This is a genomic window from Paenibacillus sp. MAEPY2 (assembly GCF_000499205.1).
GTDB lineage: Bacteria > Bacillota > Bacilli > Paenibacillales > Paenibacillaceae > Paenibacillus > Paenibacillus vandeheii.
In genome coordinates this window covers 1-18,860 of record NZ_AWUK01000036.1, presented here as the reverse complement: position 1 = coordinate 18,860, position 18,860 = coordinate 1, and the positions used below count along the sequence as shown (strand labels likewise).

Here is an 18,860-nt window from a genome sequence, read left to right as displayed (position 1 = left end):
TATTAAATTGATTGTACCATATGGGTCAGGCCTAGAGGTCAATTCTTGTAATCATTGTAATCCGTGCATCGTCTTCATATCGAACCTTAAAAGTATTGTAGATCTTTGTCTCTGCTGAACGAAATGTGACCATTCCAGGCGTATTTGGATCTCTTTCAAGTTTATATTTATCAAGATCGATATTGAACATTTGTTTGATTACTGGTGCTGCGTTCTGCCTGATTACACTTTCCTTCATGTTAAGTAACTTCTCAAAGTAAAGCTCATACTCTTCCCGAGTTTCAAGCTCTGGAATCCCCCTCTGGTAATCCATTACAGTATATCCGTTGCTAAATCTCCCACCAATTCTACTTACTAAATACCGATCTCCAAAATACAGGTCCGTAGTATCTTCAAGCGTCTTGCCATTTTGTTCAAAAATTATATCTTTCAAATCAGGTGCGGGCTCACCAGACAAGGCTTCAATCGACATTCTGGCTTCTGTTATTAAATCTTGTGATACAGTATCTGAACTCACACTACCAGAAACGGATACTGCTTCATCCCTCGTCCATTCGATACTGCCACTGCCCCTACTATTCTCCAAAAACACTGTTGTGAACCATACCGGTTTTTCCTGACCCTGCTTCATTTTCACATAACGTCTGGCTGAGATCGGTTTTAGCGTAGGGTCACTTTTTATCCCTTCAAGCAGTGACGGAATTTGACGCAAATAACGATGCTCAAGCTCATTAGCCGACATCTCCCGTCTCATCTGTACCTCACGCAGATTGCCTGTTGCCGCATCAAGCCAGATCAACGCGTATTCTGCATCTCCTTCTTTTCCAGCCTCGACGGACACTCTTCCGGAGACAGGCAGGTCCTTCACTTTGGTTATAAGTAATTGTTTGCCAAGATAGTCTCGCATCGTGACGGCTACATTTTTTTTCATCTTGTCTGTGAGCAAGCTCATGCCGGCGTCATCCGTATATTGCAGCGCTGCTGTGGGATATACCTTTTCAATTACCGGCTCCACAATCTGTCCGTTCCAGAGAATGACCGCCGCTGCCACGGCTGCAATCGTCGTGCATGCCATAATGGCTTTGCGAGAGCGAAGACTGCGTCTACGTTGATTCGGCCGAACGTGTTGCTCGTTAGACTTATCCCCAGCATCACTCATTTTCTGTGCAGATCCCGATTTGAGCCAGGCTACCTGACGAAGTACGTTCTGCTTATGCTCTTCGGTAAAAGGAGACGCCGCAAACGGCTCCTGCCGGGCTACTTTTTCCCATTCGTCATCCATATGTTTCATTCGCTTCGCTCCTCCCACTGTTTCCGTACTTTGGCCTTCGCCCTCGATAGTCGCGATTTGACCGTTCCCGCGCTGATGCCCAGCATTTCCGCAATTTCCCCCGTCGTAAGTTCATACTTCAGATGCAGCAAAAGCAATTCCCGGAATTTGTCCGGCAGAGCCATGATGATGTCCCAGATTTCATGAACGTGCTCCCTGCTGATCGCCTCAGCTTCGGCAGAAGGGTGAACAAATTTTTCGGGCTTCATTTCGCCTTGGCTCGTATTAACCTGTTCCGTGTGGATTGGCAGGGTCTCTCCCCATAAACTGCTGCGAAAAAATCTGGATTTCCGGTATGTAAATGTCGTGTTCCTAGTAATGGTCAGCAGCCATGTCTTCAATGAGCATTCTCCGCGAAAATGGGCGATCCCGGAATATGCCCGGATAAACACTTCCTGTGACAATTCATCCGCCTGCTCGGTACTTTTGGTCAGAAAGTACGCGTAATTCCATACGTCGTTCCCGTAGTCATCCATCATGCTGCTAAGTGTGTAATTGTCGATGGTCTGAGCATGTGCCAGATATTGATAGTCCAACTGATGTTCACCTCACTTAATAAGACTGCGTCCATTCGGGTTTGGTTCCCAAACGGTTTATTTCTTCCCCCTTTCCTGCAAATTAAAATAAACCAGCAAGGTCCACATGTGCTGAACGCGCTGGTCTATCTATGATAAAGCCAAATAAAATTCAATCTGCGGCGAAAGCTACTCACACCTTAACCGCAGCAATCATGAGAAACATCGGTCGACGACTCTCGTCTCGCATACCGGGAACCTGCTCCATCATCTCCGGGGATGGCTTGGACTCGGCTACCTGTTGAATGACAAACCCCGCCTGAATCAATTCATTCAGATGCGTCGCCAGCGTCCGGTGGTATTTCACCACGTCCTGATTCAGAAAGTTCGCTACCCGCTGTCCTTCCTCATGATAATGATCCACAGGCCAGTGCAGTATCTCGCCCTCAGGTCCATAATGCCAATCCTGCTCCGCCCGCGCAGTGAAAATGGGATGTTCCGCAGACAAGACAAACGTGCCTCCGTGAACGAGACATGCATTGATTTTGGCATAGACCTGATCCAGACGCTCGATATAATGCAAGGCCAGGGAGCTGATCACCACATCAAATTGTCCGGGTGCAAAATCAATATCCTCAATTGCCATCCGCTGGTACTCGATATGAGGGTCATCCGTCATCTCGCGTGCACGCTGCAACATATTTTCAGACAAATCCACGCCAACCACCGAACGTGCCTGCTGCTCACGTGCATATCGACAGTGCCAACCGAATCCGCACCCCAGATCCAGTATGTTTTTGCCCTTTAATTCAGGCAGCATCGTTTGCAGCTCATGCCACTCACCAGCTGCCTCCAGTCCTTGGGTGGATCTAGCCATCTGACTGTAATTGCCGAAAAATTCGGCTTCATCATATTTGTTTTGTTTCATAAAGTGATCCCTCCCGTGTCATAAAAGATGCCCCATTTACTCTACCATATAAACGATAATCTTTTGGAAAAGTTGCCAACCAAAATCACGGCATGTTATTATACAGAACGAACGTTCAGTATAATATAATACAGAATGAACATTCAGTATATTAACGGAGGTCACCATGAACACAAATTGGACGCATCCATTAGAAAGGCAATCTGTAGGTAAGGCATTTGTAAGCTACCTCGTGCCTTCCATATTAGGGATGCTGGTTATCGCTTTCAACTTTATTATCGACGGCATTATGGTTGGACACAAACTTGGATCTACAGCGCTGGCCGGAATCGGTATTGCTTCTCCTGTCTACACACTTTTTGTGGCTATGTCTCTATGGATTGGAATGGGCGGAGCTACCTTGTATTCAACTTACATGGGGAAGAAAGACCCTGCAACAGCGAAGCAAATCTTCACCAAATCCATAACGATCATTTGGCTGATTACGATGGTCATCGGATATACGGCCTATACATTCAAAGATAAGCTGGTCTTCGCCCTCGGTGCCAATACCGAAACATTCCCGTTTGCTGCGGACTATATGAATATCATTTTGTTGTTCGGTTTCGTTTTCACCATTGAGAACGCACTCACTATTTTTGTTCGAAACGACGGAAATCCCAATACATCCATGTATGCTCAGATTACGTTTGCGGTAGCCAATATTGTGCTCAACTATGTAACGTTATACGTGCTGGAATGGGGCGTCCGTGGCGTTGCGATTGGTACAATTGTATCGGCATCTCTGGCGCTTCTCGTCCTGCTGACTCACTTTTTCAAAAAAACAAATAATCTTAAATTGACCCGCTTCAGATGGAATACCAAACTGCTGGGTTCCATTGTGCTCATTGGTTTCCCCAGCTTCCTGGCTGAACTGGGCATGTCCGTCTTCTCCATCGCTCACAACATTTCATTGGATCGGATTGCGGGCACGGATGGTGTGGCATCTTTTACAGTCCTGAACTATATTCATGGTGTTGTACTGCTGGCATTTCTCGGTCTGGCGTCCGCTGCCCAACCTTTGGTCAGTTATTATCACGGAGCCAAACAGATGGATCGGGAAAAACAGACCATTCGCTTAGCCTCCAGAACGGCTCTGGCATGTGGGGTTCTGCTGTTACTCGTTGTACAACTGGGCGCACCTTATTTTGTGCAAATCTTCGGGAACTTCAGTGACAGCGTGACGGATAGCGCCGTGTACGGTTTGCGAATATTTACTTTTGCATACTTGTTCATGGGTATTAACTTTGTCATGAGCACGTACTTCCAATCTGTCGGGAATGCCAAAATGGCCATCTGGATTACAGCTGCACGCGAGATGATCATTATGGTTGCCTTAATTGTTATCCTCCCTTCATTCTTGGGTGTCACTGGTGTATGGCTTGCCGTTCCGTTATCTGAAATGATGGTTCTGGTGACTATTGGGATGTACTATAAAAAACGATCCATCTCTGAACGGATAAACAGTTTAACGATTGAATAAAGCATGTACATGTGAACATCCAAAAGACCTGCTTGATCTACAAAGATCAGGCAGGTCTTTTGGTTAAGGCAATCAACTCTATTTTTATCGATTGGCTCGTTTAATATGTTTACATAAGGTTTTTTAGATTAGGTACTATATTACTTTATACCCGAATATCGAATCGGCCATTGCTGTCCGTCGTTGCATTTGCAATTTCTTGCGGGGATGCGGCTTGCATGCCATTGTTCGCAGGTTTGGCTGGCGGCGCTTCTTTGGTTCCGGTTGTACCGCTGCTCTGGGAACTTTGCTGCGAGATTTGAGCTTCGATTTGCTTGATTTGCTGCTGCAGCTGCTTCGTTTTGGTCTCCTTGGTTTTCTCATCGTCCTTGCTGGATTGTACCTTCTCCAATTCGGCCTCAAGCTTCGTCTTTTGTTTTTCCAACTCGCTTGTGCTGTTCGAACTGGATGAAGACGTGGATATGTAGGATGTCGTGGAACTTGCTGCTGAAGAAATATTCATCGTTGATCTCCTCCTCTTTCTTGGTTCCACTATATCCCATCCAGACAAAAGGAACGTTAAATTCAACTGAAAGGTTGCTGAATGATTAGCTTTCAAGTCGTCCTAAGGGGTAATTTTAAATAGCGTATTTATTTACGCACAACGTTATACCCTTTATCCTTCAACAGCTGGATAACCCCATCTTTACCCAGGAAGTGGCCTGCGCCAACTACGATGAAATATTCCTCTTTCTTGTCGGATTTCAGGTAGCCATCGATTTTGTCAGCCATCCCGATATTCCGGTCAATAAGCATCGCTTTGTTATACTCTGGATCGACAGCCATGCTATTGGTGAATTCTAGCAATCCCTGATCATCCCCCGTTTTCCACATTTCAGCCATCTGGTCGACAGAATCATCAAGGACACCAAAGTTATCGATTACAGCGTTCAGATTCTTCTCTTGCAGTTCATTGGAGAAATGATCGAACATGCCTAACTGGGATTCATAGGATTCCAGCTCCAGCACGGGCAATTTTCGTTCAACGGCTTTCTGTATGAAATACAGATCGATACCCGCAGATGCTTCGTACCCGGCTTTCACTGATTTCAGACTGCTGAGAGTCGATTCCGCCACCCATGGTTTAAATGCATCAAGAGCATTGACTTGCAAGCCACTTTGCTTCAAAATGGCACCGAGTTTAGCATACGTTTCCTTGGACACATGATCCTTCAGCGTTGTGCCGTCCTGATACATCCCCATATCCATAATCAGCTTCTGCTGCGCCTCATCGGCAGCTTTGCTGATATCAATCTCCACACCGAGATAGTCGGCTTCGGCAAAAGCTTCTTCAAATTCTTTACGTAACGGGTAGAAGCTATCATCTGCAATATGCATGGAACCTACCAGATACACCGTATTTCCATTATGTTCGACTTCCCACATAAAACCGCGGGCGCCGGTTTGGACAGCTTCCGTGCCTCCACCTTTGGAGACCAACAGAACGGTGCGCGTTGTCCCATCCCAGCGAACTTCATAACCAGCTGCATCCCCGACGATACGGATCGGCGCATACGTTACGCCATTGATTCGTGTAAGTTTACTTTTAAGCGTAATCGTTTTGCCATCCACTACGGCAGTGATCGTGTCATCCGTTGCAGTTGTCAGCTTTACATCCATCGCGTCAAGCGTGGTACGCAGCGGAACCAATGTGGTTCCCTTATCCATAATCGGCACTTCTGTCGCATATTCTACTGCCTGATCATTGACCTTGACGGAAGTCTTCTGTGGAGCCGCCATAACTGGTACTGCAGATGCGAGCAAACCTACCGAGATTGTAAGGGATAAGAGCATTCGTTTCCAATTTTTCATATTATGTATTCTCCTTCATTCACAATATATTTCTTTTTTGGCATCATTATCTTTATTATAACACAGCAAAAAGTCCGCTCTCTAAAAGTCGGCAGAGTGGGCTATGTGAGTACTTCAGAAGCGCCAACAAAGGTAGCGCTTTCAGTTAACCAAAAAAAGGGTTGATTATTGAGAAATCATCCACTATGATAATGTCATCAGTCCGACTACAAAAGTTAAAGCACTTTAACTTTCAATTACATAACATCATATGAAACCTTTCATTTAAGGAAACTATCTTCCGAAAGTTAAAGCGTTATAATTTTATATCCAATAGAAAGGTTGGTGTTTATGTGACCCATCGCGAAAGCCGACGGCAGACATTTTACATGTACCTCTTCATCTCTCCATGGCTTATCGGTTTCATGGTGTTTGCCTTGTATCCGATTCTGTCATCCCTTTATTACAGCTTCACGGACTATGATATTATCCACCCGCCGAAATATGTCGGACTCGCGAATTACAACGAAATGTTTCACAATGACCTGTTTTGGAAATCTGTTGTCGTAACGGTGCGCTATACATTTATCAGTGTACCGATCCAGCTGCTGCTGGCACTCGGCTTTGCTCTCCTGCTCAATACGAAAATACCGTTCCGCGGATTTTTCAGAACCGCCATGTATTTTCCGAGCATGGTATCCGGCGTCGCGATGTCTCTGCTGTGGTACTGGATTTTCAACCCATCGATCGGTCTGTTCAATTACGTGCTGTCCTGGTTCGGCATTAGTGGCCCATCCTGGCTCATGAGCCCCGATTATGCGCTTTATGCACTGATGATTATGTCCTTCTGGACAGTGGGCTCAGGCATGATTCTGTTTCTTGCGGGACTTCAGGGCGTTCCTGCCAGTCTCGTGGAAGCCGCAAAGCTGGACGGTGCGGGACGCTTCCGGATTTTCCTGAACGTGACGCTGCCCATGATTTCACCGGTACTTTTGTTCCAGCTGATTATGGGCGTCATCGATTCCTTCCAGGTGTTCACGCAGGCGTATGTAATGACCCAAGGGGGTCCTAACTACTCGACCTGGTTCTACGTTTACAACCTGTATACCAGTGCCTTCAAGGAATACAGGGCAGGCTACTCCTCGGCACTCGCTTGGGTGCTGCTGATCGTCGTCATGGCGTTTACGGCGCTCATTATTAAACTCTCGAACCGTTATGTTCACTATGAAGGAGGCGGACGCAAATGAGTACGATTCCGACTGCCGGCCCAGGGGCTTCACCTTCTGTGAGTAAACGCCGGCGCAAAATCGACGCGGTTAGCATTGCCAGCTTCATTGCCCTGGTGGTCACCACTTTTCTCATGCTCCTCCCTTTGTTTTTCATGGTCTCGACCTCGCTGAAATCGAAGAAGGAACTGCTGAAGTTTCCTCCGACCTTTCTGCCGGAGTCCTGGCAGTGGAGTAACTACAGAGAGATTTTCGACACGCTGAATTTCGGTCAAATGTATATGAACAGTCTCATTATTGGCATTTTGACCGTTGTTGGCACCCTGTTTTCGTCGGCGCTTGCAGGCTATGGTTTCGCCAGATATCGGGGCAAGGGCAGCAACTTGTGGTTCATGCTCATGCTCAGCACCATGATGCTTCCCTATCCGGCGATTATGATCCCGCAGTTCATTCTCTTTTCCAAGCTGAACTGGATCGATACCTTTCTGCCGCTGATTGTCCCTGCATTTTTTGGTTCAGCATACAACATCTTTTTGCTGCGACAGTTCTTCTCCACGCTCCCGGATGAGCTGTTTGACGCCGGACGCATTGATGGCTGCAGCGAGTTTCGGATGTGGAGACAAATTGCTTTGCCTCTGTCCGGTCCGGCGCTTGCAACTGTTGCGATCTTTGCCTTCATCTACAGCTGGAACGATCTTTTGACACCTGTGCTCTACTTAAGCTCATCGGATAAGTTTACGCTTCCGGTCGGTATGTCTTCCTTTACCTCTTCCCGTTTCCGGATTCCGCCGTGGCACCTGCTCATGGTTGCCTCCGTGCTCGCCATGCTGCCAATCGTGGCCCTGTTTGCGATAGCCCAGAAGCGGTTTGTGGAAGGAATTGTACTTACAGGCATCAAGTAAAGGCTCCGCCGCAGGGGCGGCAAAAACTTGAATATATGGGGGACTGTCATTCATGAAAAAGATAAGGATCAAAAAGACTTTTGCACTTTTGCTTGCGACCAGCATGCTCGTCGTATTGGCACTGTCCGGCTGCAGCGGCGGTAAATCAGCGGGAGATGTAGTACCTGGTAACGATGATGATAGCGCTAAATCCGGCTCCTCCGGCGAGCAAGTAACCATAACGCACTACACTATCGATTCCGAGGATCGCACCTTTATTGAGAAGCTGCTTCCCGATTTTGAAGCCAAACATCCGAACATTAAGGTCAAAATCGAAAAAGCTCCTTACGAGCAGTTCGACAGTAAGCTCCAAACGCTGATTGCCGGTGGCAAATCGCCTGACGTCACAAGCCACTATGGCTACGGCGGTTTTGCGGAGTATTACAACAAAGACATGCTGCTCGACATGAACGACATGATTAAGGAAGACGGATTTAAGGCGTCCGACTACAGCATCCCGGATGACCTTATGAAAATCTATACTGTTAAAGACCATGTCTACGGTATTCCGGTCAACATGTACGTTACTCTGATGCTCTATAACAAAGACATGTTCGACGCTGCCAACATTCCTTATCCTCCAAGCGATTACGAGGACAAGAGCTGGACGTTTGACAAAATGGTCGAAGACGCCAAGCAAATGACGCATGTGTCCAACGATATTGCCAACACTCAATATGGCGTGGACTTCACATGGTCCGAGCGCGATATGCGTCCGCTCTATTTTGGAGCCGAACCTTACTCCCAGGATACCTGGACCAACGGGGGCGTACCATCCGAAACTTATTTCAATTCACCGGAAGTCATCGCAGCCTATAACAAGCTGTTCAACCTGATTTTAAAAGATAAAGTGTCTCCGACAACGGAATGGAGCAAAAGCGTGGCGGGGCAAAACGGCGATGCATTCGTAACCGGTAAGGTGGGTATGACCGTTAGCGGCTCCTGGAGCCTTGCCGGCTCGAATGACTTTCCGTTCAAGGTTGGCGTGGCAGCAGTGCCGGCCGGCGGCAATGACAAGGTCCGCAGCGTGCTGTTTGTCGATCCGCTCTTGATTCTGAAAGGCTCCAAACATCCGAAGGAAGCTTTTGAATGGATCAAGTACCTGGTCAGCGACGAGGTTCAGGAAAAATCCATTGACCTGAGCGGCGGCAATCCTCCTGTAAATACGAAGGCTGCCGAGACCTATTACAAGCATTTTGATGGCATCGATCCAGCAGATGTGAAGAAGGTTTACGAAGGCGCTGTGAAATACGGATTTGAATCCTATAACCACCTGATCACCCACTATTCTCAGATCAACGACATGTTCATCAACGAGATGCAGCCGATCGATACCGGACACAACACCGTTGAAGAAGTGATGCCGACGATTCAGAAAAAGGTTATGGAAATTATCAAACGTTAACGCCAGACATTGTGCCGTCCCGCAAGGGGCGGTGCATCTACTAAATTAGCTTCGCGGCTAAGCCTCCGTACATGTATACTAGTGTTAAATCAATATAAAGTACGGAAAATCTGCCGCAAGGAGAATAAACAATGAAGGTTAGTATATTTGATGTAGCAAAAAAATCAGGATTATCCGTTGTGACGGTTTCCCGGGTACTCAATGGTGCCGAATCCGTTCGTGAGAAAAATAGACAAAAGGTACTCGACGCCATTAAGGAGCTTGATTACCATCCCAACGCTGCTGCGCGGAGTTTAGCCCGCGGCAAGACAGGAATCGTCGGTTTGATCATGACCACTCTTCAGGACTCCTTCTTTGACGCCGTTGTTAAGGAGCTGAACGAAGTGCTTTCGCTTCACGGCTATTTTCTTGCCGTTTCGGTCTCTACCGGCATTGGCTCGGATGAAACCCATTACCTGATCCAAGAGGACCGGGTGGACGGTCTTATTCTGCTCTCACCCATAGAAGAAGATAACTACATTGTAGAATTGAAGCGGCGCAATATCCCTTATGTCCTCATCGACAATCAGAAGCCGGAGAATGATGCTTTTTCCGTAACGATCGACAACTACAAAGGCGGCTATGCCGCTACAAAGCATCTGCTTGATCTGGGCCATACCTCCATCGCACACATAAGCGGAGATGACATGTTCCGCAGTACGAAAGAGCGCCGCAGCGGTTTCCTGCAGGCACTTAAGGAACAAGACCTGGCTCCGTTCGACATGATCACAGGCGATTTCGAAATCGATTTTGGTTATGACATCTGCCGCAAATGGCTGCATGAGGGGCGCCTTCCTTCCGCGGTGTTCGCGGGCGATGACCATATCGCGCTCGGGGTTGTGAATGCCCTAATGGAAGAAGGCATCAAGGTGCCTGAACAGGTAGCCATTGTCGGCTATGACGATCAGTATATTTCATCCAAGCTGCACCCCCATCTGACAACGGTCCGGCAGCCTGCCGACCGCATTGGGATTGCTGCTGCGGATATGCTGCTGAAACGTATGGACGGTACGATGAAGCGTGGCGCTAATGTGCGAATCGACCCTGAACTCATCGTGAGAGAATCTACTGGATCGCCAACAGAAGATACGACCGGATAAAAAATATAACCTTATATTTAGGAGTGACGACCATTGACTTACTACTTGGGAATCGATGGGGGAGGAACAAAAACATACGCCCTGCTGACTGATGACTGCGGCAATGTGCTTGGCAAAGGCGTTGGCGGCAACGGCAATCACCAGATTGACCACGCCTTGGCCTCGCAAAGCATACGGGAAGCTGCAGAAGGAGCCCTGAACGAGGCAGGGTTGCAGATTCATGAAATCTCGCACACCTTTTTCGGGCTTGCAGGCGCAGATCGGGAGATAGATTACCGAATTCTGCATCCTCTGGTTCAGGGAATCGGATTCACCCGGAATTACTCGATTGACTGTGACACGATGATCGGCCTGCGTGCAGGCACGAACCGCCCTTACGGGGTCGCATTAATTTGCGGCACAGGAACCAACTCCGCAGGCCGCAATCCGGCAGGAGAACATGTACAAATCGGCGGTTTTGATTATATGTACGGCGATTTCGGCGGCGGGGGTTCCCTCAATATTGAGGTGTTCCGCTCTGTCATCCGTTCTTGGGACGGCCGTGAGCAGACAACGCTCCTGACTCCCCTGCTGCTGAACTTCCTTGGATATGATAGTGTCAGCGATATGTTTGATGATTTCCAGGATCACGGCAAGCATGTGCCTGTCCATGCTGCGAAGCTTCTGTTTGAAGCTGCCGCAGAGAACGATGCTGTAGCTCTGGAAATTCTGAACCGTCAGGGCGCCGAGCTTGGTAAATCAGCGACTGCTGTCATCCACAAGCTCGGAATGGAAAAGGACACCTTTGACGTGGTACTGGCAGGAAGTCTGCTAACAAGGGGAGATCGCGGGTGGATTCGCAGCAAGGTTGAAAAGGCTGTCGCAAACGTTGCTCCAAATGCGACCATCGTAACCTTGGCCACAGAGCCTGTCGTCGGTGCTTTATGGTCTGCTATGGATGCGGACGGACATACGGTAAGCCAGGATGTATATGACAAAATGCGGACCTTCCGCGAATTCGAACATATTAAGCAAACAACAAGATAAACGTCCATAGGAACTGTCATCATAAAAAATTCTAAAAAGACTGGAGTGTGCAAAAATGTCAAACGAACAAGGACTGAAAATAGCGGTAATCGGCGGTGGATCTTCCTATACTCCGGAGCTCGTTGAGGGGTTCATCCTTCACCATGCCGAGCTTCCGGTACGCGAGCTGTGGCTGGTGGATATTGAGCCGGGACAGCACAAATTGAACATTGTTGGCAACTTGGCCAAACGCATGGTGGAGAAATCCGGTCTGCCGATTGAAGTTCATTTGACGCTCGACCGCCGTGAAGCCATCAAGGGCGCGGACTTCGTCAGCACGCAAATGCGTGTCGGCATGCTTGATGCCCGTGGCCGCGATGAATCCATCCCCCTGAAATACGGCGTGATTGGCCAGGAAACCACTGGTCCCGGAGGCATGATGAAGGCGCTGCGGACGATTCCGGTCCTGCTCGACATCTGCCGTGATATCGAAGAACTCGCCCCCAATGCCTGGCTGCTGAACTTTACAAATCCGGCGGGTATGGTCACGGAAGCGATTCTGAAGTATTCCAACGTAAAAAGCATCGGACTCTGTAATGCGCCGATCGGCCTAATCAAGCAGACCTCGGCCAAATACGGCGTAGAAGCGGACCGCATCTATGCCGAGTTTGTCGGCCTGAACCATCTGCACTGGATTACGCGTATCGATGTGAACGGAGAAGACAAACTGGATGAGATGCTGGCCGATACGGCCAGTTACAGCGCGAAGAACGTACCTGCACGGGAATGGAATCCGGAATTCCTGCAATCCCTGCATGCCCTGCCTTCCTACTATCTGAAATATTTCTATATGACCGATGCCATGCTTGAAGAGCAGCTGGAATCCTTACAAACAGGCGGCAACCGTGCGGAAGTGGTTAAACGCGTCGAAGAAGAACTGTTCGAGCTATATAATGATCCGGAGCTGAAGGATAAACCAAAGCAGCTGGAGCAGCGCGGCGGCGCCTTTTATTCCGAAGCAGCCGTGAACCTGATGCGCTCGCTCTACAACGGAACGAATGACATTCAAACGTTGAACGTAGCCAATCAAGGTATCATTGACTTCCTGCCGGACGATGCCAGCATTGAAGTCAACTGTGTGGTTACCAAAACCGGCCCGCTGCCTCTGCAGCTAACCAAGATTCCTCCAATGGCCGTCGGACTGATCCATGCGGTTAAAACCTATGAGCGCCTCGCCATTGATGCTGCCGTGACCGGTGATCGCGGATTGGCCATCCAGGCATTAGCCCATCATCCTTTGGTTCCTTCGGTCGAAGTGGCGATTCAGATGTTGGATGAAATGCTCGAAGCCAACAAGCAATATTTGCCGCAGTTCTTTACTGAATCTACAGCTAATGCACAATAATTCGGCTATCATCCATTCGTCCTTATCCCATAAGAAAAAGTCTAACGATGTATTTTTACAGAAGACAGACCCTATTTAAATGTTATTTTTCTAGCGATTATAGGATGGTTCAGCTTCGCTGATATTGATAGATTCTATAATCTTATACGAAACCGCCATGTCCCAGCATTTCCTGAGATATGGCGGTTTTACGTTTTATAGACACTTGCCCATCTATATCGCTTTGCTCAAATCATTCATTTAATGCATTCTCCTAGCTCATCCATAAAAAAGCAGGCAGGGAGCTAACCTCCCTGCCTGCTGGCATTTGAGTAATCAACCAACTTCAAGTTGCTTAGTAAGTCCACCAGTTGCCGGACATCACGATCATGGAGAAGAGCTTGATGCTGTCTTCATAGTAGCCCTCATTGGAGCTGCCGGCCGTTTTGGTCCAGACGGAATTCAGCCAGCTTTGGTTCGTAGACGAAGTCATAGCGCTGACACCAAACGGTGCATAGAACGCGCCGCTGCCGCCGGAACCTGTGACCGTGCCATTGAGTTTATAACCATCTTTCACACTGCTAGGGTTGCCGCTTACTTTGGTCGAGATCCAGCTATTCATTTGGTTGAGCTGATTGAGCGCCCGGCTGTCACCAGTCATCAGGTAATCCGTTGCGATCCGCCAAGGTGTACGACATGAATTGTAATCGTAGTTGCCGTCGTTCGCCCCTTCCAGAAAATCGGCTGAAGCCGGCTTGTACGTCGAGCCCGACAGAACGACGAAGTCTGGTAGCAATCCGGTTGATGAGCTGTACCCGTTGTATAAGGAGTTGATGATGGTATAGGTTTTGTTGATCACGTTCGTCCATTTGGCATCACCCGTTGCTGCCTGGAACGCCTTCAAGTGATTCAGCATAAAGTCCGATGGACGGGTAGCATTTTTGAACGTGTTATCCGTTGCCCAGTCGCCAAGACGCAGCGTCCATTGCGACTGATTCACGTCACTTTGCATAATAGCATTGATGATGTCCTTGCCCGCCTGAAGGTAATTGATACTGCCGCTGCTACCCCACTGCTTGTCCGCAAGCAGGAGCGAATAAGCAATGTCCATGTCTCCATCCGTGGCCGAATCGGCACCTTCAATGTTCTGGAAGCTGCTGTTTTGTTTCCAAGCCATCAGTTTCGAATTGTTGGCGCTTGGATGAGCCTTATAATATTGATAAAGTCCGTCAAAATAGGTCTGCGCATTGCTGTCATAACCCGCCATTAGAACCGTTGCCAGCATTCCGTACCCATGTGCCTCAGATACGGTATCCCCGTTGGACTGATACTTCACATAATACTTTCCTGTGCCCGCCGTCTTCAGATATGCCGATTTCCAGCTGTCCCATTTCGCTTTCACGGCGCTGTCCATCGCACTTTGCGTAACATGGTTCGGCTTGATCGAACCGCTGGTATATGTCGTGTGCTGCGGGAACGGCTTGTTTGGAGCAGCGAAAGCAAAACTCGCCGGAATTAGAAGAAAAGCGAGACAACACATCATAACAGCCTTGCTGCTAAACGAAAATCCCCTATTTTTTCTCATAAGCTTACACTCCTTTTAGGTTCATATGGGTCTTGATCCATGACATAACCTTTAAGCCAAAAATTCAGTGCAGCATCTGGATGGTTAAACAATGATTTGATACTCGCTAAACCACAATCACCTCCGCCTTAAAGTTTAAGCGCTTTAACTTTTGAAACGCTTACATTTATTTTAAATGTTCTTCTAATATTTGTAAATAGATATTTCCGCGATTGAATCTAAAGTCCTGAATCGACATTTTACAGTAAAAAACCCGAGAACGAATGTCCCGGGGTTTGCTTGTTGCCTTTATACTTACTGTCTTACGTCCATTACTGATCATTGACGTTATTGTCTGTCGTCCTACCACTGTTACTCCATTGTCTGTTGTTGTCTGTGTGTTGTCATAATTAGTGAGAGAAATGATCGATATTGTCTTATAAATCAAGACATATTTTCATATTTACCGAGGAAAAGTCAACGCTTACGTTTTAAAATCTCCATCTTTTTCACAAATACTGAGAAAAACAGCAAAGCACCATTTGTATATTTATGGATAAAATTGATGGCAAACTAACATGGGTGATCCTAAGGTAACAATAGCAAAAGACCGCTCTCTTTTTACTTTGAGAAGCGGTCTTTTGCTATTGTTTTAACTTTACTTTCATCCAATTTATTAACTGTTTATATCAGTAAATGTCTCTCTGTTATTACGTTATAAGACTGAGAGTTTTGATTAGCACGCTATGAACAAATAATTTTTTTTCAAGAAAATAACATTAGAACATGAGGGTTTTAATCTGTTTCATTTAAGAGTAACGAATTGGGATACGATTTAAGAAATGTTGATTCATCTACTTTTAAAAAAAACTCGCCTTCAAAAATTAGTTGATTCGTATTAGGTCCGATTTGATCTAACTTTCTTGCTATCTCAGATTCTTTAAAGATACTTTGTTCATATGCTCGCAAGAACATGCCATGAGGTGTATATAGTTGACTGAAATACCCTTTTGCGAGTTTTGATTCTTCGGATTTTACGGATTTTACGTTATTTGTTGAAAAATTAGTGTTAACAGGATTTTCAACTGTCTTATTTACGGTTTCCATTCCTGGATAGGTGTCTGCTTTTGAATTCGATATTAATGCCACTCCTGAAATAATAGTCACTGCAAAGGCTATTAAATATATTTTTTTAAAGCCCTTTCTATACCAACAATTATTTCCTACTTTAAAACATTATATTTACCAAAATGTTGAACGAATCGATAAGGTCTGTAAAGGAAAAGATTAAACTATAAAATGTTTTATTTTCCTAATTTTATTATACTAGCATTTAAAGTGCTGTGAACATCAGTTTACGATAAAAATGAATTTCCTTACGCATTAAATCTCCAATTCTCCTCTAGGTATTATTATGTTCCATCCATCATGGACAACACGCCGGATGCGATCGGGAGAATCAGAGGGTAAACCGTTCCATTTTGTTTCACCTGGAGGATATGAACGTGGTATCAAAGAAGGGCGTTTGTTTGCTGAAGAGATACTGAAACATGGTGAACGTGTAGCTGCCCCGATACATAGGTATGAAGTAGAGTTATCTCACGGATGGTTCCCGGTCATTGACCTATCGTATATCTGAGTTCCGTTGAGTCTGTTGTGCCGAATAGCTGTACAATAATAAAGCCCGCCGGGAGTGAATCGGCGGGCTAACCTTTTCCTACAGAAGTAGACCCAATGTCTACAATAATATGATATGTACCTCTTCAGAATAAGTGCAAATTTTAACTTGAATAAAAAATAATCTTCCTTGTTAGTTTGAAATAAAAGCAGCCGATCATTTTGGTCAGCTGCTTTCTTAAGTTAACGTTTCCCGTTAGTTTAATGACCCTCTATTATACATTTGAAAATTAATCGAGACCATTCCTGGTTAACTGCGGAACGAAGGAGTACCCCAAGTACCCGAAGAAGAACTTCGGCTCGTGCTCCTAGTTTGTATCCTCCCATAGTTGAACGGAAAAGAAGTATCTTTATATACTAAAAGTGAGACCTTTACATCTAAAGTAATCTTCATCTTGTTTAACAAAAAGTTCATAACGTCTCTTTAACCATTTAAATGACCTACTCATGATGTTTGTAATTATACGTGTATGAGTGATCCGGTAGGACGTCCAAATTTTTTTTAAAATAATCCCAACCTTTATTTCGCCTGGCACACTATATAATTGTCAGGAATTACAGATGCAACTATGGAGGCAAGAGATGGATTCAATTGGTAAAAACGGAAAAGAAGCGGCGGAAGCGATTCGGAGCTATGTCAAACCGATTTTCGGTTTTGCCTTAAACCGGGTCAAGCAGCGGGCCGAGGCGGAGGATCTGGCTCAGGAGATTATGCTGCAGTTGTTGAAATCCTTCTCTGGGGTGCGGGACATTAGAAGCCTTGACGCTTACGTCTGGACGGTTGCCCGATACACTTGGGTGAATTGGTTGAAAAAGCGTGCGCACGCTCCCCAAGCGTTCGAAATCAACGGCATGTCCGAACTGTCTGCTGCCCCTTCCCGGGAGCCGCTTGACCGGCTGCTGGTAACCGAAGCTTACCGCGAGCTCCGCCGAGAAGTCGCGTTTCTGTCCGACATCCATCGCCGGATCGTGGTCATGCATTACTACGACGAGCTTAAAATCGGCGATATCGCGATTTCTCTGAACATTCCTGTCAACACGGTGAAGTGGCATTTGAGCGAGGCTAAAAAGAAGTTACGGAAAGGGATGAAACGTATGCGTGCAACAGGAACTTTAAGTGTCAATCCGGTCAGCATGGGGGAAATGGGCCATTCCGGTTCGGCCGGCAGACTGGGCGAAACCAACGATTTTCTTGGACGCGCCTTGGCGCAAAATATCGTTTACGCGGCTTATCACAAGGCGCGTACCGTACATCAAATCGCGGAGGAGCTCGGAATGCCGCCGTCTTTGCTGGAAGGCGAAGTCCGGCACCTGGCCGATTACAATTTTCTCATCCAAACCTCTCCCGGCAAATATCAAAGCAATACCATCGTCTGGGACCTCTTCGAGTTGGCCGTAGCCGGTCATCAATTTTGGCAAGATTGCGCCGCCGAAGTGGCCGATGTTCATTTTGACGCGTTAATGGAAGTTCGCCGGCAAGTCGAGGATAGCGGAGTGTACGTTCCGGACGGCGACTATAACTTCCTGCTCTGGACCTTGCTGCCCAAGAACGTCGAGGAGCAATCTTGGCGGAGCATGCCGGCGGGCGAAAACTTCGATGCGGTCGCACCAATGCGAAAGGACGGAGGTCAGTATATTGCCTATGCGGCGTTAAACCGGAGCCACAATGCCGATCCGGGTTTTGATTTGAGTAGTTACGTCACCTTCGGTCCGTCGCTCCGCTACGTCGAAGACACTCCCTTATACTTGTGGCAATTCAATACTTACTGGAGCGACCGCCAGATGGATTGGCGTTTCCTGGAATACCGGAATGTCGAGATTTGTCATGCGTTCCAACAAGGGGAACTGCCCGAAAACGAAGAGAACGCCGAGCAATATTCGTTCCTGCTGGAGAAGGGGTACATCCGCAAGACGGAGGAGGGGTACAAGTTCAATGCGGTTTGGATCGACTCTCCGCAAACGTTGGATCGGTTGAACAAGGCAATGCCGGATTTGTCCGCTCTGTATGCGCCTGCTGTCGGCAAGCTCTACGACAAAATGCTCAACCTGTTCCTGCAAAATCAACCGAAGCATTTGGAGCCGCAGCTTGCTTACATGGTGAGAGGCAACACCGGCGGAGGCCGGCTGGTCGCTTATATTTTGAAGCATTTGATCGATAACGGGAAGTTGAAACCGCCGTTGCCGCACCAGCAGAAGACGATTTCAACCTGGATGGGGCCGGTCAAGTAAGTCGGTTCGGAAATGTATACGAAGAATGGCCTTTCCCGGGCGGTGGCCATTTTTACACAAAACTCTGTCTTTCCACTCTGTCTGTCCAACGAAGTAAGTAGGACATCGCTATTTCACCACGGCCCCCTCCTGAACGTATGAAAATGATTAAAAACTACCCATGAC

General features: G+C 47.1%; 15 protein-coding genes. 8 read left to right on the top strand and 7 right to left on the bottom strand.

Going from position 1 to position 18,860, the window contains the following annotated elements; all coding sequences use genetic code 11:
* Positions 1 to 31: 31 nt before the first annotated feature.
* The 3 genes from P364_RS0125995 to P364_RS0125985 all read right to left on the bottom strand — a co-directional run bounded on the left by P364_RS0125995 (position 32) and on the right by P364_RS0125985 (position 2,773).
* Positions 32 to 1,291 (bottom strand): hypothetical protein, encoded by a 1,260-nt coding sequence (locus P364_RS0125995; RefSeq protein ID WP_024632965.1) that lies wholly within the window; start codon positions 1,289 to 1,291, stop codon positions 32 to 34.
* A complete protein-coding gene (locus P364_RS0125990) occupies positions 1,288 to 1,866 on the bottom strand; it encodes an RNA polymerase sigma factor (RefSeq protein WP_024632964.1) in 579 nt (192 codons plus the stop codon). The genes P364_RS0125995 and P364_RS0125990 overlap by 4 nt, the downstream gene beginning before the upstream one ends.
* A 172-nt stretch (positions 1,867 to 2,038) precedes the next feature.
* Positions 2,039 to 2,773 carry a class I SAM-dependent methyltransferase gene (locus P364_RS0125985; RefSeq protein ID WP_024632963.1) on the bottom strand — a complete coding sequence of 245 codons (735 nt, stop codon included), beginning with the start codon at positions 2,771 to 2,773 and terminating at the stop codon, positions 2,039 to 2,041.
* A 166-nt stretch (positions 2,774 to 2,939) separates the two neighbouring features.
* Between P364_RS0125985 and P364_RS0125980 the strand changes: the two genes are divergently transcribed.
* On the top strand, positions 2,940 to 4,295 hold the full coding sequence (locus P364_RS0125980; protein WP_024632962.1) for an MATE family efflux transporter: 1,356 nt from the start codon (positions 2,940 to 2,942) through the stop codon (positions 4,293 to 4,295).
* 145 nt (positions 4,296 to 4,440) lie between these two features.
* On the opposite strand, the gene P364_RS0125975 is transcribed toward P364_RS0125980, so the two are convergent.
* The gene (locus P364_RS0125975) at positions 4,441 to 4,797 is read right to left on the bottom strand and encodes a FlxA-like family protein (protein ID WP_024632961.1); all 357 of its coding nucleotides are present in this window, start codon (positions 4,795 to 4,797) and stop codon (positions 4,441 to 4,443) included.
* A gap of 128 nt (positions 4,798 to 4,925) precedes the next feature.
* The gene (locus P364_RS0125970) at positions 4,926 to 6,146 is read right to left on the bottom strand and encodes a TraB/GumN family protein (protein ID WP_024632960.1); all 1,221 of its coding nucleotides are present in this window, start codon (positions 6,144 to 6,146) and stop codon (positions 4,926 to 4,928) included.
* A gap of 368 nt (positions 6,147 to 6,514) precedes the next feature.
* Between P364_RS0125970 and P364_RS0125965 the strand changes: the two genes are divergently transcribed.
* The 6 genes from P364_RS0125965 to P364_RS0125940 all read left to right on the top strand — a co-directional run bounded on the left by P364_RS0125965 (position 6,515) and on the right by P364_RS0125940 (position 13,246).
* Positions 6,515 to 7,372: a carbohydrate ABC transporter permease gene (locus tag P364_RS0125965; protein ID WP_024632959.1), complete on the top strand. Its 858-nt coding sequence runs from the start codon at positions 6,515 to 6,517 to the stop codon at positions 7,370 to 7,372.
* Positions 7,369 to 8,253: a carbohydrate ABC transporter permease gene (locus tag P364_RS0125960; RefSeq protein WP_024632958.1), complete on the top strand. Its 885-nt coding sequence runs from the start codon at positions 7,369 to 7,371 to the stop codon at positions 8,251 to 8,253. The genes P364_RS0125965 and P364_RS0125960 overlap by 4 nt, the downstream gene beginning before the upstream one ends.
* 52 nt (positions 8,254 to 8,305) lie before the next feature.
* A complete protein-coding gene (locus tag P364_RS0125955) occupies positions 8,306 to 9,697 on the top strand; it encodes an ABC transporter substrate-binding protein (protein ID WP_024632957.1) in 1,392 nt (463 codons plus the stop codon).
* A 131-nt stretch (positions 9,698 to 9,828) separates the two neighbouring features.
* Positions 9,829 to 10,836 (top strand): LacI family DNA-binding transcriptional regulator, encoded by a 1,008-nt coding sequence (locus P364_RS0125950; RefSeq protein ID WP_024632956.1) that lies wholly within the window; start codon positions 9,829 to 9,831, stop codon positions 10,834 to 10,836.
* 33 nt (positions 10,837 to 10,869) lie between these two features.
* Positions 10,870 to 11,862 (top strand): N-acetylglucosamine kinase, encoded by a 993-nt coding sequence (locus P364_RS0125945; RefSeq protein ID WP_024632955.1) that lies wholly within the window; start codon positions 10,870 to 10,872, stop codon positions 11,860 to 11,862.
* Positions 11,863 to 11,917: 55 nt separating this feature from the next.
* Entirely contained in the window at positions 11,918 to 13,246 is a 1,329-nt protein-coding gene (locus P364_RS0125940; protein WP_024632954.1) for a 6-phospho-beta-glucosidase, read from the top strand.
* 334 nt (positions 13,247 to 13,580) lie between these two features.
* Here P364_RS0125940 and P364_RS0125935 read toward each other — a convergent pair whose 3' ends face one another.
* Together P364_RS0125935 and P364_RS0125930 are read right to left on the bottom strand one after the other, a co-directional pair.
* Positions 13,581 to 14,810, bottom strand: a complete 1,230-nt coding sequence (locus tag P364_RS0125935; RefSeq protein ID WP_024632953.1) for a glycosyl hydrolase family 8 — start codon at positions 14,808 to 14,810, stop codon at positions 13,581 to 13,583.
* A 774-nt stretch (positions 14,811 to 15,584) separates the two neighbouring features.
* Positions 15,585 to 15,896, bottom strand: a complete 312-nt coding sequence (locus tag P364_RS0125930) for a hypothetical protein (protein ID WP_024632952.1) — start codon at positions 15,894 to 15,896, stop codon at positions 15,585 to 15,587.
* Positions 15,897 to 17,048: 1,152 nt separating this feature from the next.
* Here P364_RS0125930 and P364_RS0125925 point away from each other — a divergent pair.
* Positions 17,049 to 18,695: an RNA polymerase sigma factor gene (locus tag P364_RS0125925; protein WP_024632951.1), complete on the top strand. Its 1,647-nt coding sequence runs from the start codon at positions 17,049 to 17,051 to the stop codon at positions 18,693 to 18,695.
* The last annotated feature ends 165 nt before the right edge of the window (positions 18,696 to 18,860 follow it).